Annotated in this window: 20 protein-coding genes and 1 pseudogene; 14 read left to right on the top strand and 7 right to left on the bottom strand. The window is 38.2% G+C overall.

Annotated features, from left to right (window positions below):
- The 3 genes from L656_RS0102940 to L656_RS0102950 all read left to right on the top strand — a co-directional run.
- Positions 1-1,309: ATP-dependent DNA helicase (locus L656_RS0102940; RefSeq protein WP_024598146.1), on the top strand; the 1,309-nt coding region annotated here is incomplete at its 5' end.
- Between the two features lie 9 nt (positions 1,310-1,318).
- Entirely contained in the window at positions 1,319-2,020 is a 702-nt protein-coding gene (tsaB, locus tag L656_RS0102945; protein WP_024598147.1) for a tRNA (adenosine(37)-N6)-threonylcarbamoyltransferase complex dimerization subunit type 1 TsaB, read from the top strand.
- A 68-nt stretch (positions 2,021-2,088) separates the two neighbouring features.
- A complete protein-coding gene (locus L656_RS0102950; protein WP_024598148.1) occupies positions 2,089-2,418 on the top strand; it encodes a hypothetical protein in 330 nt (109 codons plus the stop codon).
- A 95-nt stretch (positions 2,419-2,513) separates the two neighbouring features.
- Here L656_RS0102950 and L656_RS01000000121850 read toward each other — a convergent pair.
- A pseudogene (locus L656_RS01000000121850) lies at positions 2,514-3,807 on the bottom strand (alkaline phosphatase).
- A 414-nt stretch (positions 3,808-4,221) separates the two neighbouring features.
- On the opposite strand from L656_RS01000000121850, the gene L656_RS0102960 reads away from it, so the two are divergent.
- The 3 genes from L656_RS0102960 (at position 4,222) to rnd (ending at position 8,023) form a co-directional block, all read left to right on the top strand.
- Positions 4,222-5,073, top strand: a complete 852-nt coding sequence (locus tag L656_RS0102960; protein ID WP_024598149.1) for an alpha/beta hydrolase — start codon at positions 4,222-4,224, stop codon at positions 5,071-5,073.
- Between the two features lie 115 nt (positions 5,074-5,188).
- Positions 5,189-6,841 (top strand): long-chain-fatty-acid--CoA ligase FadD, encoded by a 1,653-nt coding sequence (gene fadD, locus L656_RS0102965; protein ID WP_024598150.1) that lies wholly within the window; start codon positions 5,189-5,191, stop codon positions 6,839-6,841.
- A 51-nt stretch (positions 6,842-6,892) separates the two neighbouring features.
- Entirely contained in the window at positions 6,893-8,023 is a 1,131-nt protein-coding gene (gene rnd, locus L656_RS0102970) for a ribonuclease D (protein WP_024598151.1), read from the top strand.
- A gap of 316 nt (positions 8,024-8,339) precedes the next feature.
- Here rnd and minE read toward each other — a convergent pair whose 3' ends face one another.
- The 3 genes from minE to minC are packed head-to-tail and all read right to left on the bottom strand — an operon-like array spanning position 8,340 to position 10,124.
- Positions 8,340-8,603: a cell division topological specificity factor MinE gene (gene minE, locus L656_RS0102975; protein WP_004334706.1), complete on the bottom strand. Its 264-nt coding sequence runs from the start codon at positions 8,601-8,603 to the stop codon at positions 8,340-8,342.
- 1 nt (position 8,604) lies between these two features.
- Positions 8,605-9,414: a septum site-determining protein MinD gene (gene minD, locus L656_RS0102980; RefSeq protein ID WP_007583272.1), complete on the bottom strand. Its 810-nt coding sequence runs from the start codon at positions 9,412-9,414 to the stop codon at positions 8,605-8,607.
- 5 nt (positions 9,415-9,419) lie between these two features.
- The gene (gene minC, locus L656_RS0102985; protein ID WP_024598152.1) at positions 9,420-10,124 is read right to left on the bottom strand and encodes a septum site-determining protein MinC; all 705 of its coding nucleotides are present in this window, start codon (positions 10,122-10,124) and stop codon (positions 9,420-9,422) included.
- Positions 10,125-10,279: 155 nt separating this feature from the next.
- Between minC and L656_RS0102990 the strand changes: the two genes are divergently transcribed.
- Together L656_RS0102990 and L656_RS0102995 are read left to right on the top strand one after the other, a co-directional pair.
- Positions 10,280-10,567, top strand: a complete 288-nt coding sequence (locus L656_RS0102990) for a YcgL domain-containing protein (RefSeq protein ID WP_024598153.1) — start codon at positions 10,280-10,282, stop codon at positions 10,565-10,567.
- Positions 10,560-11,576: a lytic murein transglycosylase gene (locus tag L656_RS0102995; protein ID WP_024598154.1), complete on the top strand. Its 1,017-nt coding sequence runs from the start codon at positions 10,560-10,562 to the stop codon at positions 11,574-11,576. The genes L656_RS0102990 and L656_RS0102995 overlap by 8 nt, the downstream gene beginning before the upstream one ends.
- 40 nt (positions 11,577-11,616) lie before the next feature.
- Here L656_RS0102995 and L656_RS0103000 read toward each other — a convergent pair whose 3' ends face one another.
- A complete protein-coding gene (locus tag L656_RS0103000; RefSeq protein ID WP_024598155.1) occupies positions 11,617-12,162 on the bottom strand; it encodes a GbsR/MarR family transcriptional regulator in 546 nt (181 codons plus the stop codon).
- 203 nt (positions 12,163-12,365) lie between these two features.
- Here L656_RS0103000 and adhP point away from each other — a divergent pair, with 203 nt between their 5' ends.
- Entirely contained in the window at positions 12,366-13,376 is a 1,011-nt protein-coding gene (gene adhP / locus L656_RS0103005) for an alcohol dehydrogenase AdhP (RefSeq protein ID WP_024598156.1), read from the top strand.
- Between the two features lie 267 nt (positions 13,377-13,643).
- Here the strand turns inward: adhP and L656_RS0103010 are convergent, their stop codons facing one another.
- Both L656_RS0103010 and L656_RS0103015 read right to left on the bottom strand, forming a co-directional pair.
- Complete coding sequence (locus tag L656_RS0103010) at positions 13,644-16,064, bottom strand: TonB-dependent receptor (RefSeq protein WP_024598157.1); 2,421 nt, start codon at positions 16,062-16,064, stop codon at positions 13,644-13,646.
- Between the two features lie 247 nt (positions 16,065-16,311).
- Positions 16,312-17,583: a Xaa-Pro dipeptidase gene (locus L656_RS0103015; RefSeq protein ID WP_024598158.1), complete on the bottom strand. Its 1,272-nt coding sequence runs from the start codon at positions 17,581-17,583 to the stop codon at positions 16,312-16,314.
- A 154-nt stretch (positions 17,584-17,737) separates the two neighbouring features.
- Here L656_RS0103015 and L656_RS0103020 point away from each other — a divergent pair, with 154 nt between their 5' ends.
- The 5 genes from L656_RS0103020 to L656_RS0103045 all read left to right on the top strand — a co-directional run bounded on the left by L656_RS0103020 (position 17,738) and on the right by L656_RS0103045 (position 23,013).
- A complete protein-coding gene (locus L656_RS0103020; RefSeq protein ID WP_024598159.1) occupies positions 17,738-19,579 on the top strand; it encodes a DUF885 domain-containing protein in 1,842 nt (613 codons plus the stop codon).
- Positions 19,580-19,676: 97 nt separating this feature from the next.
- Positions 19,677-20,189 carry a YcgN family cysteine cluster protein gene (locus L656_RS0103030; RefSeq protein WP_024598160.1) on the top strand — a complete coding sequence of 171 codons (513 nt, stop codon included), beginning with the start codon at positions 19,677-19,679 and terminating at the stop codon, positions 20,187-20,189.
- Positions 20,189-20,707, top strand: coding sequence for an RNA methyltransferase (locus tag L656_RS0103035; protein WP_024598161.1), 519 nt, complete (start codon positions 20,189-20,191; stop codon positions 20,705-20,707). The genes L656_RS0103030 and L656_RS0103035 overlap by 1 nt, the downstream gene beginning before the upstream one ends.
- 70 nt (positions 20,708-20,777) lie before the next feature.
- Complete coding sequence (locus L656_RS0103040) at positions 20,778-21,671, top strand: substrate-binding periplasmic protein (RefSeq protein WP_024598162.1); 894 nt, start codon at positions 20,778-20,780, stop codon at positions 21,669-21,671.
- An 85-nt stretch (positions 21,672-21,756) separates the two neighbouring features.
- The gene (locus L656_RS0103045) at positions 21,757-23,013 is read left to right on the top strand and encodes a sugar MFS transporter (protein ID WP_024598163.1); all 1,257 of its coding nucleotides are present in this window, start codon (positions 21,757-21,759) and stop codon (positions 23,011-23,013) included.
- Positions 23,014-23,034: the final 21 nt, after the last annotated feature.

Raw genomic sequence — 23,034 nt, forward strand, 5'->3', positions numbered from 1 at the left:
TTTGTTTTTTGCCGATATGGCTGTAAAAGAAAGTGGCTTTGCTGAGCTAATGCCAAAAGCAGATGCTTATATATTTGATGAAGCGCATCAGTTAAGTGAAATTGCCAGTGATTATTTTGGTGAGAGTGTAAGCACTAAAAAGCTGGTGGATTTAATCAATGATTTACGTGCTATATATAGAGCCGAAATACCCGATATGCTACAACTTGGTAAAAGTTTAAATAAGCTTGAGACGAGCGTTGCTGATTTACGATTGCAGTTTGGTGTTGATGGCAGTAGAGGCGATTGGCGAGAAAAGCTAAGCGATAAACAAATATGTGCGGCGCTCCACCGCGTCATTAGTGATTTAGACTTTGTCTATCAAGTACTCAAACTCTGTTTGGATAGAAGCGATAAAATAGAGCACCCGTTTGAGCGAGCATTGGCATTTAAAGGGCAGTTAGAACGGGTTTTTGATACGGCTCAAACTGGTTTTAGTTACTGGTATGAAACAACGCGCCGTTATTTAACTATTAATATAACACCATTAAATGTATCAGCTAAATTTGCTCAAATGATGCAAGACACAGGCGCAGGCTTTGTATTTACATCGGCAACACTTTCGGTCGACAACAAACTAGAGCACTTTAATGCAAGCCTTGGTTTAAAACCAAAGCAAAGCATGATGGTAGATAGTCCGTTTGATTACCCTAATCAGGCGCTGCTGTGTTTACCGCGTTACTTACCCGAATCGCACGCTGATAATATGCCGCACGCAATTGTAAAACTCACGCTTGAGCTTATAAAATCAGCACAAGGGCGTTGTTTTGTATTATTTACGAGCTATCGAATGATGCACTTGGTGGCCGAAGGGCTCACTACACAAATAGACTACCCAGTTTATATGCAGGGGCAAATGTCTAAGCGTATTATTTTAGAGAAATTTACCCGCCATGGTAATGCGGTATTACTCGGCACGGCTTCTTTTTGGGAAGGCGTTGATGTACGCGGCAGCACGTTAAGCTGTGTTATTATAGACAAATTGCCATTTGCAGCTCCTGACGATCCATTGCTACAAGCTAAAATGCAAGATTGCCAAATGCAGGGAAAAGACCCTTTTTCACACATACAATTACCGCAGGCTGTTATTGCGCTAAAACAAGGTGTAGGGCGTTTAATTCGAGATAGTAAAGACAAAGGCGTACTTGTAATATGCGATAATCGCTTAGTTACACGCCAATATGGCCAAGTATTTTTGAAAAGCTTACCGCCGATGCGCCGCACGCGAAGCTTAGAAGATGCCAATACATTTTTAAAACAAATTAACTAGAGTACTAAAATGATCAAAAGTAATATTCTTGCCCTTGATGCTTCAACAGAAGCACTTTCAATTGTTTTACATTTTCAGGGCCAAACGTTTCATCATTTTGAAGAATGTCCGCAGCAACATAGCCAAAAAATACTTCCACTTGTGGATGAGCTATTAACTAAAGCAAACTGTAAATTAAAAGACTTAGATGTCATTGGTTTTGGACAAGGCCCGGGCAGTTTTACTGGTGTACGTATTAGTGTAGCTATAGCGCAAGGTTTAGCGTATTCAACTAATTTGCCGCTTGTAGGTGTGTCTACTTTGGCTATTATGGCGCAACAAGCGTTTGAACAAAATGGTAGCCTTAGTGTTTACCCAAGCATAGATGCCCGCATGGGGGAGATATACTTTGCACATTACCAAGTGCAAAATAATCTAATGCTTTTAGTTAACCAAGAATGCGTTATAAAACCTGATTTACTAAATAATGACTATATAGCGACCACTGAGCCATCTGTAGCTGTGGGCACGGGCTTTAAAACCTATCCTGATGCGCTAAATGACTTTGAAAATGTGACAATTAATACTGATATTACATTGCCTGATGCGCGTTATATGTTAGCGCATGTTGAAGCCGCGCTTTTAGCGGGTGACGTTGTAAAAGCGAGTGACGCTCAACCTAAATATGTGCGAGATACGGTAACGTGGAAAAAGCTACCAGGGCGTGAGTAATCATATTATTTGCAAATTGGTTGTTTTTAAATCATAATTTTATGCAATATTAAGGTTGGAGACGCGTAATGACGCTGCCTATTGGTTCAGGTTTTTTTACCGGAGATATTCCGGGTAGGGTTAGCCCTGCTAAAGTTGTTACTAATAAACCACAGAGTTTATTAGACCAGCCGGCTGCTCAAAAAACGAATACCGATTATGTAAAAAGCAGTGTCGAGGGTGTCGAACTAGCTAATCAACTGTTTAAAAGCAGTGCTAAAAGCAATGAATACAGCCAAACAATTTACGATCAACCGACAGCTCAAGTAAGTAAAGCGATTTCTACTTATACTGAATTTGCTAATTTAGAACGCAGAGCCGAAGTACAAAATTTAATAGGCGTTGATATATATGCTTAAAGCTTAATTGAGCGTTTTAGATAAATACAGCGATAAAATTCAATAAAAAGCCCGAACATGTGTTCGGGCTTTTTGTGTTCAAAACGAGGTGAAACTTACTGCTCAATAAAGCCAATCAGCTTATCTGCAATATCAGTATTATTTTGTGAGCCGATAAATTGCTCACTGCCTTTGCCATAGGCAAATACTTGAACGTCTACAGCGGTGTGTCCGCCAGTTGTCCAGCCAGTAAAGCTTGCATCACTAATAATACTTTTAACAGCTAAATTAAGCGCTTTTTCGCCCATTTTTTTAGCTTGCTCAAGTTTGATTTTGTTTTCAGTTGTAAATTCAATATTGGTGTTAGCAGTCCATACTGGTTTTAAGTCTTTAGACTCCATAAGTCTGTCTGTTAACTTACTAGCCGTTGCCTTAACACCTTTAATTACGTCTGTTTCCCATTTAAATTGGCCATGCGAACCAATTGTTAAGCCGCCCGTTGAGTGATCGGCTGTAACTACAAGTATAGTGTCTTTATTTTTATCAACATACGCTTTTGCTTTTTCGATTGATTTAGCAAAGTCGTCCATTTCAGCCATCGCACACGCTATATCGTTAGAGTGACCACACCAATCAATTTGGCTGCCCTCAATCATCACAAAAAAGCCTTCTTCGTTCTGGTTATCTAGTAAACCAAGCGCTTTAGATGTTAACTGGGTAAGGCGAGTTGGATTCATATCAAGGGCAAATGGCAAGCCTTTGCTTGCATACAAACCTATGGCAGGNAGGTATTTGTGTAATTTGTCCCAGATTATTAATATCGTCACCGTATTGGTAACCTGCCGCTTTAAATTCTTCAACTAAATTACGGTCGTCACGAATAAAATATTTAGTACCGCCACCTAGCATTAAATCAACAGGTAATTTACCAGCAATCTTATTATCAATATAATCGTTGGCAATATCATCGTAGTTGTAACGAGATTCATTGTGAGCTGTAAAGCTAGCAGGTGTTGCATGGTTTATTTGTGACGTTACAACAAGCGCAGTTGTCATACCGCGCTCTTTTGCCATTTCAAGCATGGTTTTAACTGGCTTTTTATCTGTATCTACAGCAACTGCACCATTATAACTTTTATGGCCGCTACTAAGCGCTGTAGCACCCGCTGCGCTGTCTGTTACATAAGTATGGTCATCAGGGTAGGTGTGAGCCATGCCTTTTAAAATAGTGTCAAAAACCGTGCCTTCTACTTCTTTTGTTGCAGGGTCATCTTTAAAATAGCGATAAGCCGTGGTGTAAGCCGGACCCATGCCGTCACCAATCATATAAATTACATTTTTAGGTGCTGATTCTGCGTAAGCACCAGAAGCGGTGCATAAAAGTGCCAATAAGCTGATCTGTTTTTTCATGGTTGTACCTTATGAGTGTACCTTATTTAATAGCCGCTGATATTGTATACAGATAGGATGATAAATAAATGAATATCTGAGATATTTATAATTTATACTTTGATTTTATATACATAGAATTATAGTTAACGCTGTTAGTTCTATTTATTTAAATTATACTAGTTATAAGTTAAGTATATACAATGCCGTCACTTTTAAATTGTTCAAAATACATACAGAGCAAGCTTATTAAAAACGGTTAGTTTGTTGTTTTTATTTTAAGTTATTAATAATGTTATGTTTAATTATTATGCTTTGCTTATTTTGTCATCACGAAGATAATTAAATCGTGAATTTGGCACCATTTTCTAAGTTAGTGGTCTGACAACTTGTATGCTATAAATAATGATGCTCTAAATTAATAAAGGACTTACCGTGCAGCCATTTAATATTGAAACCAATAATTTAAATATCCATGGCTTAAAAGTAGGTTCAGGGAACGAAATAGTAATAGCGTTGCATGGGTGGTTAGACAACTGCCATAGCTTTATGCCAATGTTAAACAACGTTAACCCAAAGCACACGTGGTACTGTATTGACTTCGTTGGGCACGGTTTATCATCTTGGCGAAGTGATGATGCACACTATTATTTTGTTGATTATATTGATGATGTGTACCAACTTATAAATGCCCTTGGTGTTAAAAAAGTACATTTAGTAGGTCATTCCATGGGCGCTATGGTTGCAGGACTTTTTGCTAGCTGCTTTAGCGATTATGTAGAGTCTGTTACCTTTATTGAGGGAATTGGTTGTGTTACAACCCCTAGTGAAGGTGTGTGTGAACAGTTACAAAGTGCAGTACTAAATAGAGCGCGTTTAAAAAATAAAAAGTCGAGAATTTATAAGTCGAAAGAACTTATTTATGAAGCTCGTGCTCAAACAACCGATTTGAATAGCGAGCTTATTAAGCTCTTAATGCAACGAAATATTAAACAGGTTTCAGATGGTTTTGCGCTAACAACAGATCCAAAGCTCAAAAATCACTCAGGTTTTAGGTTTGATGAAGCGCAATGTATTGGTGCAATAAAAGATTTAATTGCACCATGTCAATTAATTTTAGGTAACGAAGGTTATTCGTTTGTAAAACAAAATTTGGCAAAGTATATTAGTTATTACAATAGCTTGAAGGTCATTAATGTAGATGGTGGGCATCATTGCCACATGCAAAGCAGTGAACACTGTTTTGAGCATATTCAAGACTTTATGCTGCAAAATGGTGCATGTTAATTGTAAATATGTGTTAAATGTGGGATTATTCCTGCATTAGAGTATTTGCTCAATTGTTAAAGCGCCTTACTTAGATTAAGGTTAATAAAAATATAATTATAAACAGGGGCTAAGAGTGGAAAAAATCTGGCTTAAGCGCTACCCAGAGGGTATGCCTGAAACAATCGATCCTGAGCATTACAACTCGTTACTCGAAGTGTTCGAAAAAAGTTTTAGTGACTACACCGATTTACCTGCATTTACGAATATGGGTAAAACGATGTCTTACGATGAAATAGATACAGCAACAAAAAAAGTTGCTTCCTATATTCAAAATGACTTAGGTCTCAAAAAAGGCGACAAAGTTGCCGTAATGATGCCTAACTTACTACAAACACCAGTCACAATTTTAGGTGTTTTACGTGCAGGTTGTGTCGTTGTTAATGTTAACCCTCTCTACACTGTGCGTGAATTAGAGCATCAGCTAAAAGACTCTGACACTACTGCTATTTTCATCCTAGCAAACTTTGCTGACACACTTGAAAAGTCACTTGCCCATACTGATGTTAAACATATTGTAGTAACGCAAGTAGGCGACATGGTAGGCGGGCTTAAAAAGCACATAGTTAATTTTGTTGTGAAGCACATTAAAAAAATGGTGCCAAAGTTCAACTTGCCTAACACAATTAAATTTTCAGACGTTTTAGCTGCAGATGAAGCTAAATATACACGTCCTGAAATGAGCTTGTCTGATCTTGCTTTTTTACAGTACACCGGTGGTACAACAGGTGTATCTAAAGGAGCAATGCTGAGCCATGGCAATATGGTTGGTAACCTTGAGCAAGTTTCAGGTTGTTTAGACAAAGTGTTAAACCGTGGTGAAGAAGTTGTTGTTACTGCACTGCCTCTTTATCATATATTTGCTTTAACAGCTAACTGCCTAACGTTTATGAAGTACGGCGGTTTAAACATATTAATTACAAACCCACGAGATATGCCAGGGTTTGTTAAAGAGCTGGGTCAACACAATTTCACAGCTATTACCGGTGTTAATACATTATTTAATGGTTTATTAAACACACCAGGTTTTGCTGAACTTGATTTTAGCCATTTAAAAATGTCTTTAGGCGGCGGTATGGCCGTTCAACGTCCTGTTGCTGAAAAATGGCAAAAAGTGACGGGGTCAAAACTGATGGAAGGTTATGGCCTTACAGAATGTTCTCCTTTAGTTACTATTAGCCCTTTTGACTTGAAAGCATATAATGGCTCTATTGGTTTACCTGCACCGAACACTGATATTAAATTAGTTTTAGATAATGGCGAAGAAGCCGCTAAAGGTGAACCTGGCGAGCTTTGTGTTAAAGGCCCGCAAGTCATGGTTGGCTATTACAAACGACCAGATGCAACCGCTGAATGTTTAAAAGATGGCTGGTTTGCTACAGGTGATATTGCGACTTATGATGACGAAGGTTTCTTCTTTATTGTAGATCGTAAAAAAGACATGATCATTGTATCTGGCTTTAATGTTTTCCCTAATGAGATTGAAGAAGTAGTGGCTATGCACGAAGGTGTGCTTGAAGTAGCAGCTATTGGTATTCCTCACGATGTAAGTGGTGAACAAGTTAAAGTTTTTGTTGTGAAAAAAGACCCTTCTTTAACTGAAAAAGATATAATAAGTCACTGTCGTGATAATTTAACTAATTACAAGGTCCCCAAACTGGTAGAGTTTAGGGATGAGTTACCTAAAACTAACGTAGGTAAGATACTCCGAAGAGCCTTGAAAGATTAGCAACCTATAAAAAAGCCGACATATGTCGGCTTTTTTATTGTAGGAGATTAAGTGCAATACCAATTGATCGAAACCCAAAATCAACTTAATACTTTTGTTGAACAAATAAAAAATAAGCCTATTTTAGCTATTGATACTGAGTTTATGCGTCGTCGCACTTTGTATCCAGAAGTTGCACTTATCCAAGTTTTTGATGGTGAGCATTTAGCGCTTATTGACCCATTAGCTGAACTTTCACTATTTGATTTTTGGGAAATACTTAAAGATCCTGCTGTTTTAAAAGTACTGCATTCTCCTTCTGAAGATATTGAAGTTTTTCAAAAATACGCAGGGTTCGTTCCAGCTCCATTATTTGATACACAATTTGCGTTGCAGTTACTCGGTGAAGGTAACTGTATGGGCTTTGCTCTTATGGTAAAAGAACTGCAAGGTATTGAAATAGATAAAAGCGAGTCACGCACTAACTGGCTGCAACGTCCGTTAACAAAAAAACAATTAGACTACGCTGCTGCTGATACTTTTTACTTATTACCGTGTTTTGAGCAGATCATCGACCGTATCAATGCGGCTGGTTTCTTTGACATTGTAATAAACGAAAGTGAATTGATTGCAAAAAAACGTGCATTTCAAACACCCGACGAGCTTTTATATAAAGATATTAAAAATGCATGGCAACTTAAACCGCACGAATTAGCGGTGTTAAAAGAGCTTGCTGTATGGCGAAGAAATAAAGCTATCAAGAAAAATTTGGCGCTTAATTTTGTGTTAAAAGAACATAACATGACTGAAATTGCCAAACGTGGTCCTTCAAGTTTAAACGCTCTACGTCAAATTCCAGGAGTTGAAGCAATTGAAGTTAATCGCTCTGGTGTAGACATAATAAAGTGTATTGAAGTTGCCAAAGCAGTTCCTGATGCTCAGCATCCTGATGTACTTAAGCGCTTAATTGATTTTCCTACTTATAAAAAAGTAGCAAAAGATATAAAACAAAAAATCACTAAAGTAGCTAAAGAGCACAATATACCTGAAGATGTTATGGCCTCTAAAAAGCAGGTAAATCAATTGATTAGTTGGAATTGGAAGCTAACTAATGAGCAAAAACAGAGTCATATAAAGCCAGATTTACTTAGTTCTTGGCGATATACCTATGTTAAAGACGCTTTAAAAGAATGGGATACTTAAGGCTAAATGTTTTCTTTAACTGTGTAATACTTATACCAATCCGCAATAATACTTAATCATTTTGCGGCGCTAAACGTGTCGTTACCTGTGTTAAAAAAATCTCTTTTAGAACAACTAAATAGCGATTTTTTTGCCTAGCTATCAACACGTTTTTCGATCCTCAAAATAGATCACTTAATTAAGCGAATTGGTATTATCTATAGTTTTTGTGTTACATAGTTAAAAAGTTTTAGTTGCACGAAGGGGATTAAAACGTAGGTATTTAGAAAGTTATTGCGAAAATAAAGAGGGCGCTTATAAAGCGCCCTTTCTTCAATTACTTCTTTTCTTCATCAGGTAGTGTAACGTTTAGCTCAAGTACGGCTAAATCGTCTTCGTTCTGATCAAACTGAACCTGAACTGCATCGGTACTTACGTTCACGTATTTACGGATCACATCTAAAATGTCTTGTTTTAATTGTGGTAAGTAATCCGGCGTTCCTCGTTGAGAACGCTCGTGCGCGACAATGATCTGCAATCGCTCTTTTGCTAGTGACGCACTGTTTTTCTTTTCTGAGCGGAAGTAGTCAAGTAAAGACACGTTAACCTCCAAAAATCCGTTTAAATAAGCCTTTTTTCTCAACGTCTAAGAAGCGAAAATCGACGGTTTCACCTAGTAAGCGGTTAATTGCATCAGAATAAGCTTGGCCTGCATCAGATTCTGTATCCAATATAACAGGTTGGCCTGAGTTTGAAGCACTTAATACAGCTTGCGATTCAGGAATAACACCTAATAGTGGGATTGACAAAATATCTTGCACATCTTCTACCGATAGCATTTCACCTTTTTCAACACGACTAGGATTATAGCGTGTTAATAGTAAGTGTTCTTTAATGTTTTCTAGGCCTTCTTCAGCACGTTTTGATTTGCTGTGTAAAATACCTAAAATACGATCCGAATCTCGAACTGACGACACTTCTGGATTTGTTGTCACAATTGCTTCGTCAGCAAAGTACATTGCCATCATAGCGCCAGCTTCTATACCTGCTGGTGAATCACATACAATGTAATCAAAGTCTTCTTTTAATTCGTTTAGTACGCGTTCAACACCTTCACGTGTTAATGCGTCTTTATCACGAGTTTGTGAAGCGGGTAGTAAAAATAATTTATCTACACGTTTATCTTTAATAAGCGCTTGGTTAAGGTTTGCCTCACCATTTATTACGTTTACAAAGTCATAAACAACACGGCGTTCACAACCCATAATTAAATCTAAGTTACGTAAACCAATATCAAAGTCGATAATAACTGTTTTATAGCCTTTTAACGCTAAGCCTGTGCCAATTGCAGCACTTGATGTTGTTTTACCAACACCGCCTTTACCAGAGGTAACGACAATTACTTTTGCCATGAGATTTATCCTTTAACCAAAGCTGAAATTTCTAATGATTCGTCTTTTTGTTGTATTTGCACCGCATTTCCCCAATGTTCACCTTGTAGTGAATCACTGATCCAGTAGTTACCATCTATTGAAACCAATTCGGCTTCAAGTTTTTGGCAAAAAATGTGTGCTTTTTTAAAACCTTTTGCGCCTGCAATAGCGCGACCGCGTAACGTGCCATAAATATGTACATTACCATCGGCAATTACTTCAGCGCCGTGACTTACTGCACCAAGTACTATTAAATCACGGTCTTTTGCATAAACTTGTTGGCCAGAACGAACGGTGCCGCTAATAATCTGAGCCGGCAAATGCACTGTTTTTTCTACAATAGACGTATTAGCCTCTTGTTTAACAGGTTCGCTCTTAACGTCTTGTGAATAGTTTAAAACAGATAAACCAGCCGCTTTAGCTTGGGCATGTTGTTCATCAGAACCATTACACACACCAACCGCATTAAAGCTCATACGTTCAATCAACGATTTTAAGTGCACAAAATCGAGTGGGCTGTTTTTAACTTCAAGTAAGTTAACAACAATAGGAGCACCCTCAAAAAATCTAGGTGCTTGGGCTATTTTTATATACAACTGTTCTGCTAGAAGGGCTATATCAGTACTATATAGGTGCAAAACTGATAACGTAAAAAGATTCCCTTTTAACTCAAAAATTTGGTCCGACATACACGCTCAATTGAATTGTCTGATTAAAAATCAATGTTAGATAAACGTAGGCTGAATAAGGCCTTTATTGAAATTTCTAATCTAAATTTTCTAACTTATTATTACTCTCATGTTATAGTGTGCGGCATTGTTAAGCAAGAATTTATAGGGTCATAATGCTCACTGCTGTATATAAAAGTAAGAAAAAAGCGGATACCTTCTTATTTGTTGAAAAAAGAGATGATTTTAGTAAAGTTCCGGAACCTTTAATGACCATGTTTGGTCAACCTCATTACGTTATGATCATAAACTTAGCAAAACGTGAACGTTTAGGTGGGGCCGATTTAGAAACTGTAAAAGCAGCATTATCAAATCCTGATAAAGGCTTCTATTTACAAATTCCACCGCCAGAGGAAAACTTGCTAAGCCAATTACGAAAAGAAAATGGAGTTGATAGTGATTAAAAAACTGACCGTTTTATTATGTGGAGTCTGCTTGAGCGGCTCTGTAATGGCTAAAACACAAGCCGAGTTTCAAACATATTTAACTAATTTAAAGCAAGAAGCTATAGCTAAAGGTTATGAAGCTAAGCTTATTGATGATGCCTTTGCAACAGCAACGTATAAAGAAAAAGTGGTGTCGGCTGATAAAAACCAGCCAGAAGTAAAAGAAACGCTTGAAACTTATTTACCAAAACGTGTACCACAATGGAAAATTGACCGCGCTCGCAAACTTTATGCAGAAAATAAAGATGTGCTTGAACGAGTTGCTAAAGAGTTTGGTGTACAAGCTCGTTTTATAGTGGCACTTTGGGGACTTGAAAGTAACTTTGGCACCATTCAAGGTGGTCACAATGTTATTTCTTCACTTGTTACACTTGCTTTTGATGGACGCCGAGAAGCGCTTTATAAACGCCAGCTTTGGGCTGCACTGGATATTTTAAAATCGGGCCACATTACCTTAGATAAATTTAAAGGGTCGTGGGCAGGTGCTATGGGGCAAACACAATTTATGCCTACATCGTTCAACGCTTATGCGATTGATTACAATAATGATGGTCGCAAAGATATTTGGACTACAAAGGAAGATGCTTTTGCCTCAATTGCTAATTATCTAAAGCAAGAAGGGTGGAACGACTCTCTTACGTGGGGTCGCCAAGTTCAATTACCTGAAAACTTTGACAGTAAATACGTTTTAGTACGCGGTACTAAAACACGTAAGCAGTGGTTAGAATATTGGAATGACTCAGAGCGCTCATTAGCTGATTGGCAAGCACTAGGAGTTCGTAAAGCTGATGGGTCTGATTTACCTAATGTAGACGTACGTGCTGCACTGGTTATGCCTGATGATATAAATGGCCGGATGTACTTAGCGTACGATAACTACAAAGTGTTTATGCACTGGAATCGCTCGTATTACTTCGCTACTAGCGTAGGTTATTTGTCGGATAGAATTGGTTATCCAAAAATCTAATTTTTAAAACGTGCATATAAATAAAGCCGCAATTGCGGCTTTATTCTTTTTTGAATATCTTATCTTTTAAGTCAATAACTTTACCAATTCCTGAACCTAGCTTCATCAGTTTATTAAGTTGCTCTGGCGTTAAACGTTGCAGCTCTGATGACCATTTAGTGACGGTTTCAAGTAGGTTATGAATTTCACCCATTTGTTTTTGGGCATAAAGTTCATCCTCGTTCACAGCTTCATCTAACAGGTTATCACGCAGCAAGCTTAAGGTAGGGTCAATCTCACGTTTTTTACGTTCTTCAAATACGCGATTAGCCATATCCCAAATATCACCAGCAGGGGCGTAGTACTCTTTTCGATCGCCAGGAATATGCTGCACTTTAATTAATTGCCACGATTGCAACTCTTTAATACCCATGCTTACATTACCGCGAGAAATACTAAGCGCATCTGCAATCTCATTTGCTGTCATAGGATTTTTAGTAATAATCAGCAAACCACACATTTGCCCAATTGTACGATTGAATCCCCAGCGGCTGCCCATCTCACCACAATGCATTACGAAGGCAAAATTCTTTTCGGATAAACTCATAGCTTAGTAACTTTCAGTAATTTCAGAAAGTAAATGCTAGCACGCTCATTTTGGATAGCAAGTTCTTAGCCAGTTAATAAATTATTTTTAACGACTAAAGTATGATTTAGATTAATATTTATACATCTATATTGGGGTATGTTGTACACAACAATACGTAAATAAATCCTTTTTTTTATTTTTTCAAATACGATGGAATGACTATGAAAGCTGCAATTAATAATGAATACAAAGGTAAATTACAAATAACAGATCTGCCAATTCCTGAGGTTGGAATAAACGACGTTTTAGTTAAAATAGCCGCTTGTGGTGTTTGTCATACCGATTTACATGCCTGTCATGGTGATTGGCCGGTAAAGCCAAAAATGCCATTAGTACCAGGGCATGAAGGTGTCGGTGTTATTGACAAAGTTGGTAGTAACATTAAGCACTTAAAAGTTGGCGACAGAGTTGGTGTGCCTTGGCTTTACAGCGCTTGTGGACACTGTGAGTTTTGCTTAGATGGTAAAGAAACACTGTGCTTATCGCAGCACAATACTGGCTATTCTATAGATGGTAGCTATGCAGAGTATTGTTTAGCACATGGCGATTACGTTGTAAAAATACCAGAAGGTCTTGGATTTTCAGAAGCTGCTCCGTTATTTTGCGCAGGTGTTACAACGTATAAAGCATTAAAAGTTTCCGGTGCTAAACCTGGGCAATGGGTAGCGATTGTTGGTGTGGGTGGTCTTGGGCATTTAGCCGTGCAATACGCTAAAGCAATGGGCTTTAATGTAATAGCTGTTGATACAGGTAAAGAAAAACTCGCGCTTGCTAAAGAGCTTGGCGCAGATATAACCCTCGATTTTAAAGAGGTGGTTCCTAGCGAAGCTATTTTTGAACAAGTAGGTGGCGCACATGGCGTTGTGTGTACTGCGGTGTCAAAAGCTGGGTTTGAACAAGCTTATAAAAGTGTTCGCCGTGGTGGTAAGTGTGTATTAGTGGGATTACCTCCAGAGGTTATGCCGCTTCCTATTTTTGATACTGTGCTTAATGGCGTGTCAGTAGTGGGATCTATCGTTGGTACGCGTAAAGATTTGCAAGAATGCTTGGAATTTGCCGCTCAAGGTAAAGTAAAAGCAATCATAGAAGAAAAACGCTTAGAGGATATTAACGAAATTTTTGACGATATGCTCAAAGGTGAAATTAACGGTCGCATAGTGGTTACTATTTAATTAAATAGCCATAGCAAAAAAGCACGGCTTGTGAAAATACAAACCGTGCTTTTTAAGTATTTAACTAACCTGACCTCTGGTTAAGAGATTTACCAACGTATTGAATTATAGCGATATTTAAATTTATTTTCTCTAGCCAGAGATTTTCAGTGAAAACAAGGCGAATTTACGCGTCAATAGCTGGCCTATTGCAAGTAAATTCAACGTAGTGAGCGCTGAAAATAGCTGCTTGAGATAGATTTATTATCCAGAGTTCAGGTTAACTAGTTAAAGCGTGTAACTAAAACTTAGTTTTGCATTACGCTCTTCGCCTGGCATGCCACCTAAAAACATAGCTTTTGAGTAATACTTTTTATTAAACAAGTTATTTAAGTTTAACTGCATATGCCATTTATCAGTGGTGTACGATACCGCTGTATCGTAAGTCGTGTAACTTGGTACATAACCATCAGGAATCGAGAACGAACTCGAATTAGTACTTCTGTTATCTACAAAGGTAATACCACCACTTATATTCACAGCTTCAGGTAAGTTAAACATATCTGCGTAGTAAGTTACCCATGTGCTTGCTGTTACGTAAGGCACACCTTTTTGGCGTGTATCATAACTGCTGCTATTAGGGTTACTCTTGTCACGTGCATCTTGATAAATACCGTTTACGTTAACTTTCCATTTATCATTTAAGTAAGCGTTTAAATCAAGTTCAATACCTGTTGTTTCTTCTTTACCATCATAATAGCTTTCAGGCACATTTGAGCCTGATGTTAACGCGTCATAAAGTGGATTTGCGTATTCTAAATTAGTACGAGAGCTTTCAAATATAACAACAGAAGCCAGTAGTTGATCATCAAACGCTTTGAATCTAAAACCTAAATCGTTACTTATTGATTCAGAATCTTCTCTGTCTGCTTCATTACCCGCAACAGAGCCTAATACACTGTATGCAGTACGACCTTTTGAATGATTTACAAATACAGATAAATCTTCAGATGGCTGGTATGTGACACCCAGGTTATACGTTAAGCCAGAATCTGATGTACTCGCTTCAGGTGTTGGCTCTGCGCGGCTCGAGCTATAGCGCTCATCTACACCAAAGTGCTCGTAAGTTTGCTCAATGCGGTTATATGCTACACCAATACGCGTTGTAAGCTCTTCAGTAAGATAACCAACATGTTGAATGCCTAAACCCCATGCTTGTACTTTTTTATTGTAGTCGCTGGTTTTAAGTGGATCGAAGTCATCAAAGTTGCCAGATGGCCAATTTGGTTCTCTTATATCGTAAATATATGGCAATGATCCTTGGTAGGTTACATCACCAGCATCGTTTGTGAGTACGTAATCTTGATCCCAAATTGAGAATTGTTTAAAACGAATATCTCTATCTTCGTAGTTGGCGTTAACAAGTAATTCGTTATCTACGTCGCCTAGCATAAAGTCATAACGTAAATCTAAAAAGTACTGCCACGATTTTTCATCTGCTTCTACTTGGCGGTATTCTTGGCGGCGTGCTGCATATGGATAAAGTACACCGTCTTCAACTAATGGAGCACGAGGGTCGTTATTAATAATTCCATCACGAGTAGAGTAAACGTAGTTATATGCACCTGTTTGGCGAGCAAAACTTGATGTGTAGTTACGGTACTGTAGTTGCTGGTTTAAAAACAAATCGTCAGTAATGTAATAGTTATGCGTTAATTTAAAACGCAGCTCCTCACCTTCGTTAGCATCAGCCATTGGCGAAATTATACCGTTTGTGCCAAAGCTATATGGCGTTAAGCCATCTGATGCTGATAATGAGTTAGCTAGCTGGTCGCGTTGTGCATCACTTAACTGTACGCCGCTTCCTGTCGGATCGTTTACTAAATCTGCACCGGTTACTTCACCCGCGCTTAAACCGTTTGCAGTTTCTGCGTTGTAAATACGAATAGGGTGACCGATAGAATCAACCGCTATTTCGTCTTTTATATAGGCTGAAGAAAGCATGATGTTTTGTTTGTCGTTAAGCACGTATTTAAGCGAGGTATAAATTTCGTCGCGATCTTCTTTTAAATCGCGAAAGCCGTCACTTGACGCTGTTTTAGCCATCACACGGTAGGCCAAATCATCTGTTATAGCGTTAGTGCTATCAAACGCTAATGAATAGCTATCCCACTGGCCAATCTCAGCCGATACTTTGTGTTTTTCTTCAAACTCTGGTTTTTTTTCAATTAGGTTAATTACGCCACCCGCACTACCAATGCCATATAAACCCGTTGCTGGGCCTTTTAAAACCTCAACAGATTCAACATTTGTAAGTGAACGAGTCGGGTTAAATGTATTACCTAGGCCTGCACCACCATACATACCATCGTAGGTATAGTTTGCATCTAAACCACGAATTACTAAGTTATCACCAATACCGTAGTTATTACCTGCTTGTGTTAAACCACTTACGTTTCTAACTAAATCTTGCAGGCTATCTACACCTTGAGATTCAATAAGTTCACGGTCAATAATAACAACCGGTGCAGGTGTTTCCATTAAAGACATGTCTGATTTAGTAGCAAGACCAGAGCTCATCACCACGCGGTTTTGTTTTTCGTATACGCTGATGCGTTCAATATCAGAGTCAGCTGTAGTATTTTGGGCAAATGCCATATTTGCATTTAAACAAGCAAGAGTAATAAGAGAGTACTTAAACGGTTTCATAGAGTGATAACTATTCGCGTTATTGAATTTTCGCGAATGATAATGGTTATTGTTTTTAAAGTGAATAAAAAGTTCACTTTTTTTGATTAAATAGAACTGTTTGGATGATTTATAATCAATGATGAAGTTTTATAAGGTTATATTGTTCCTTTTATGTGAATTAAGGGCTAGTAAGACTAAGTAATCTTAGCCTTACTAAACGAGAGAATTGTAATTTTCAAAGGTCAACACGCCTTAACGTTTACAATTAATCTTTATAAACAACACCGGCTTTCATTACAAAGGGGACTGACTCTAAGGTTTTAATATTTTTAAGAGGGTTTGCTTTTACAGCAATGATATCAGCTACAAATCCGGTTTTAATTTGTCCTAACTGAGCATCCATTTTTAATAACTTAGCGCTATTAATTGTGGATGCTTGAATGGCTTGCAGTTCTGTCATGCCAAATTCAACCATGCGGCTAAACTGTTTTGCATTATCTCCGTGCGGGTAAATTGCTGCATCGGTACCAAATACCATTTTAACGCCCGCTTTAACAGCCCGGCTAAAGCTATCACGTTGCTTTTTCGACACTTGGCGTTCTTTATTTAGATTTTCTTCGTCTACGCCGTTTTGCTCGCCATAAGTTAGTGTGTATTCGGTATTGTAAATATCCATAGAAAGCCAAGTACCGTGTTCTTTTGCAAGGGCTATGGCCTCGTCATCTAAAAAGCTGGCGTGCTCTACGCTATCAACACCTGCTTTAATAGCTGTTTTAATCCCGCTTGTACCGTGTGCATGAGCTGCAACTGGTAAATCACGCATATGGGCTTCATCAACAATGGCTTTCATTTCTTCAAAAGAATACTGCTGTGCACCTACTTTAGTCCCTTTTGAAAATACGCCACCTGTGGCGCAAAACTTAATAGCGTTTGCCCCGTATTTAATGTTTTCGCGTACTTTTATACGGGCAGCCCACGGACCGTCGGCAACACCGCTTGAAGTGTATTTAAGCTCAGGAGGTAGTCGGTTGTTATCACAGTGCCCACCAGTAATTCCAAGTGATGGCCCCGCAGCCCAAATACGAGGGCCAACTATGTCACCCGCATTTATACCGTCACGTACCGCTATAACGCTGTAACCTTCAGCGCCAACATTACGTAATGTTGTAAATCCGGCTTCTAATGTTTTTTTAGCAAAATAAGCGGCTTTAATCGCCATACGCGGTACTGACTGGCCTAAACGTTCGCTGCGTGGAACCGTAGGGTCGCTTGTTAAATGCACATGCATGTCCATTAAACCAGGCATAAGGGTTAAATCAGGTAGTTGAATATGTTTATCACCTTTAACCAGCGTTGGTTTTTTATTTTGTTCAATATTAGTGATCACGCCATCATCAATAGTAATCAAGGGCGATTTAATGAGTTTGCCATCTTCAACATCAACCATGGCTTTAGCCGATAGGTATGTTACGGCATGGGTATTAAAAGTGGTTAAGCAAAGTAAGGCAATAGAGGTGCTGAGTAGTTGTTTTTTCATTTTATTTTTCTTTTAAGTCATATTTGAATTAATAGAAATGTAACAAGCTCAGATAAAAGTGCAAATTTAATACGATGAACGCAATCTATCGTAATTACTTTATTAAGCACGGTTTAATGCGCATAATCAAAAAACGATATTAAAAAGGATTATCATGAAATCAATTAAATTAGCATTAGTTGCCAGTGGCGTTATGTTTGCTTTAAGTGGCTGTATGAATACTGGGCTTAGTACAAACACTAATACCAGTACGCAGCTAAACACAGTTAACGCATCGGCAGGTATTGTTTCAGAGCTTTCGGCAGAGCAACAACTCGATATACTTGTTGCACAGTATTACGATGAATCGCTCACATATAGCCCCATTAGCGCAACGTATAATGGTCGTAACGAGTTTAACGATCAATTTACGCCTGAGATTTCAAAAGAAAATAGAGCTAAAAAAGCGGCTTTTTATAAAAAATATCAACAGCGCTTAAACTTTATAGATAAAGCACAGTTAACAGGGCAATCGCTTTTAAGTTTTGAAATATTAGAGCGCGACCTTGCACTTAAATTAGAAGGCATGCAGTTTCCTGATTATTTATTACCAATTAACCAAATGGCAGGTGCGCATAACACCTTTGCAGGTTTTGGTTCAGGTCAAAGTGCTCAGCCGTTTAATACAGTTGAAGATTACACGGCTTTTATCTCGCGCAGCGAAGGTTTTGTAAAGTGGCTTGCCAGTGTAGAGCGCTCAATGGCGCAAGGCATTAAACTAGGTATTACGTTACCAAAACCACTTGCTGAAAAACTGCAGCCACAATTTGTGGCTCATGTAGTTAAAAATGCTGAAGACTCACTGTTTTGGGGACCAATTAAAAAATTACCAGAATCGTTTAGTGCACAGCAAAAGCAAAAAATTACAGCGCAGTATCGTCAATTGATTACGCAGCACTTAGTACCGGCTTATAAAAGCATGAGTGACTTTTTAGCTAATCAGTATATTCCTAATAGTCGAGAAAGCGTTGGTTATAGTGACTTACCAAACGGTAAAGCATGGTATGAATACCAAATTAAGAAAAACACGACGCTTAGTTTATCTGCAGATGAAATTCATGACATTGGATTAAGTGAAGTGTCGCGTATTTTAAGCGAAATGAAAAAAGTAAAAGAAACCGTAGGATTTAAAGGTGAGTTATCTGAATTTTTTGACCATTTACGTGATTCAGATGAATTTTACTACGACACGCCCGATGAGTTAATTGCGGCATATGAAAACGTTAAGAAAAAAATAGACGCACGTTTGCCTCTGCTTTTTAACATTGCACCCAAAGCACCTTACGTTGTAAAAGCAGTTGAAGCATACCGAGCGCAGTCGGCAGCAGGTGCATCATACGCATCTCCGGCACCTGATGGTTCTCGCCCTGGTATTTTTTATATCAATGCTTATAACTTAAAAGCGCAGCCTAAATTTTTACTCGAAACTTTATCGATTCATGAAGCAGCCCCAGGGCATCACTTTCAAATAGCACTTCAACAAGAAATAGAAGGCTTACCTGATTTTCGTAAATTTGGTGGTTACACTGTGTTTGCAGAAGGTTGGGCGCTTTACGCAGAAAGCTTAGGCAAAGAGCTAGGCTTATTTACCGACCCTTATATGTGGTACGGGCGTTTATCGGATGAGCAATTACGCGCAATGCGTTTAGTGCTTGATACTGGTTTTCATGCAAAAGGGTGGACGCGTCAACAAGGTATAGACTACATGCTTGCTAACTCATCTATGGCAAAGAGCGATGTAATTGCAGAGGTTGAGCGCTATATTGCATGGCCAGGACAAGCGCTTTCTTACAAGTTAGGGCAATTTAAAATTCAAGAATTACGTGATTTTTCTAAAAAAGAACTCGGTAATAAATTTGATATTAAAGCATTCCATACGCAAATATTAATTGATGGCGCATTGCCAATGCCAATCTTAGAGGAAAAAATTAAGCGTTGGGTTAAATCTCAAAGTTAATTTGTAGCGTAAAGCCAGTACTTTGAAAGGGTATTGGCTTTGCGCCATTTACAGCAATACGGTAGAATGCGCGCTCTTTAGGGGGCACGAGTAAACTATGTTTGATCAACAATTAGCAAATACACAATTTTGGCTTAAAAAAAGCTTAAGCGACATGAGTCAAAACGAATGGGAAGCCATTTGTGATGGATGCGGAAAATGTTGTTTAAATACGTTTATTGATAGCGAAGATGAAGACGAATTTACAGCTACCGATCAGTTACGTGAAGGTGAACAATTAATATTTACTAATATTGTATGCCAGTATCTTGATAACAACACCTGTGGTTGTAGCGAGTACGAAAACCGCCAAACGCTTGTTCCTTCTTGTGTAAAACTCACAAAAGAAAACCTTAAAGACATCTTTTTTATGCCACAAAGCTGCAGTTACCGTCGTCTACATGAAGGTCGTGGTTTGGCTTCTTGGCACCCATTATTAAATAGTGGCGATAAAACAAAGATGCATGAGCTAGGTATTTCTGTAAAAGACAAAACAGTAAAAGATTGTGATGTAAAGCTAGATGATTTTGATTTATACATTGCAGAGTGGCCAACAAAGGACGCTGATTAATGAATAAGTTAAAAGCGAGTATTGGTTTAATTAACCCTAAAAGCCCGACAAATGTTGGCGGTGTATTGCGTGCAGCAGGCTGTTATGACGCCAAACAAGTGTTTTTTACCGGTAATCGTTACTTAAATGCCAAAAAATTTCATACCGATACTAAGAACGCACTTGAGCGTATCCCTTTAACCGAAACTGATAGTTTAGAAGCGGTAAAACCAGAGGGTGCTACCGTTGTTGTCATTGAGCTTATTGAAGGGGCAACGCCACTTCCTGAGTTTAAGCATCCTGAAAATGCATTTTATGTATTTGGCCCCGAAGATGGCTCTGTACCAAAAGACGTTTTAAAGTGGTGTGATGAAGTGGTATATATTCCAACTATTGGCTGCATGAACTTAGCGGCTACCTGTAATGTTGTTTTGTACGATCGCTTAGCTAAATTAGGCGGCGTTGAGAGCAGCGATACAACAATTATAAGCTCACGTGATACGAATAATAAAATGAAATGGGAAAAAGCATCTAATTAAGATTTATTAGTGCAAAAGGTTTAGTTGTAACTAAACTTAAAAACATGATTAATCACAAATAGATTCTAAAATGCGCTGGTTTTATTTTATATTATTACTGACAAGTAGTAATTGTTTTGCTGAAACATCAGTTGAGTATTATCAAAATGGTACTCAACATGTTTTAACTGGACATTACCACAAATCAGGAGTGCTCTATGAAGCGAAAAATCCCAAACAAACACTCCATTTAGCCACACTCGATTGGCCTCCTTATATTGGTAATAATTTATGTAATAAAGGCTGGGTTTATCAATTTTCAATAGCTCTACTAAATAGTAAGGGCTACAGCGTATATATAGAATTTTTGCCTTGGGCAAGAGCTGTACGAAATGTAGAGCTAGGCAAAGCTGATATATTAATGCCTGAATATTTTATAGAAGATACAGCCCCCTCCGATTATGTTAATGGTAAAACACGTCGAGAATTACTCGGTTTATCAAATTCGTTTAAAGGTGGCGAAATTGCATTTTTAAAAAGGAAAGGCGATTCAGACCGTTTCACTGGAAACTTAAAATCGCTTAAAGGGCAAAAGATTGGTGTTGTTCGAGGGTATCAAAATACGCCTGAGTTTGATGCTATGATGGACAATGCTGAGTTTGAAGTTATTACCTCTGTTGATGATTTACAACTTGTTCAGCTTCTGGTTGCTAAACGTGTTGATTTGATTATAGGCGACCCTCAAGTTCTTAAATTCTCAGTGACTTACTCTTCTTTAACTAAACCTGAAAAACAATCTTTGCTTTCTTCCATTGAGCAAGAAAGCATTTCTTTGCAATACAATCCTTTATATTTTGCTATTAGTAAGCTTACACCTAAATGGCTTTTAGTCTTAGATGACATAAACGAAGGGCTTTATCAGTTCCATAATAGTGGTGAGATAGACCGTATTATCAATACGACCAATACTCAATGCAAACCATGAAATTGGAACGTTCCTTTGTTGCACTGACTAATTTATATATAAACATGTAGAATCGTTTTCAACTTGTTAATGGAGTGAAAACGACGTGAGTGAAATAAATACAAATCAATCATTCGCGGTCAACGAACAGCCAAATAAAAATTACCTGTTTCCACTGACTGCAATGACGACCCTATTTTTTTTATGGGGTTTTATTACTGTTTTAAACGATGTACTAATACCACGATTAAAAGGCGTATTTGATTTAAGCTTTTTTGAAGCGATGCTAGTACAGTTTTGCTTTTTTGGTGCTTATTTTATTGTTTCTATCCCTGCGGGTATTTTAGTTAAGCAGTTTGGTTACAAAAAAGGGATTTTAACCGGTTTAATTGTGGCTTCAATTGGCTGTATGTTGTTTTACCCTGCTGTTGTAGTACATGAGTATTGGCTATTTTTAGGCGCTTTATTTGTACTTGCCGCTGGTGTAACGGTACTTCAGGTTTCTGCTAACCCTTATGTTGCTGCTCTTGGGCCTGAAAAAACAGCTTCTTCTCGTTTAAATTTGGCACAAGCACTTAATGCGCTTGGTACTACTGTTGGGCCTTATGTAGGTGGTTTATTATTTTTTGGTACCGCAGGTAGTCTAGCCGCTTCTGCAGCAACTGCTGAGTCTGTAAAAGTTCCTTACTTAATGCTTGCTGGCGCCTTATTACTTATCGCTATTATATTTGCCTTTATAAAGCTTCCAGAAATTGAAGCCCATAAAGAAGAAAATAACGCTGAAGTAGAATCTCGTTCATTAACTCAAGCACCGCACTTAACTATGGGTGTACTTGCTATATTTTGTTATGTAGGCGGGGAGGTTGCCATCGGCAGCTTTTTAGTAAATTACTTTGGTGAGACACACATAGCAGGGCTTGAAGAGCATACCGCGGCCGCACTTATTAGTTATTATTGGGGCGGGGCAATGGTAGGGCGTTTTATTGGCTCTGTTTTATTACAAAAAATAGCGCCTTCTAAGGCTATCGCATTTAATGCATTTAGTATTATTGCGCTATTATTGATCACAATTTTTACTCAAGGTGACGTCGCTTTATATTCAGTATTGGCAATTGGTTTATTTAACTCAATTATGTTCCCGACTATATTTTCGGTTGCTATCGAGCGACTAGGATCATTGACTAGTAAGGGTTCTGGTTGGTTATGCTTAGCTATTGTAGGGGGGGCACTTGTACCATTACTGCAAGGGTTTATAGCTGACACAGTTAATATACAACAAAGCTTTTTTGTACCATTGGTGTGTTATGTATTTATAGCATGGTACGGATTAAATGTTGTTCGCTTAGCAAATAAGTGGAAATAACAGACTATACAAAAGTGACTG

The organism is Pseudoalteromonas sp. TAE56, from assembly GCF_000497955.1.
Classification (GTDB): Bacteria; Pseudomonadota; Gammaproteobacteria; order Enterobacterales; family Alteromonadaceae; genus Pseudoalteromonas.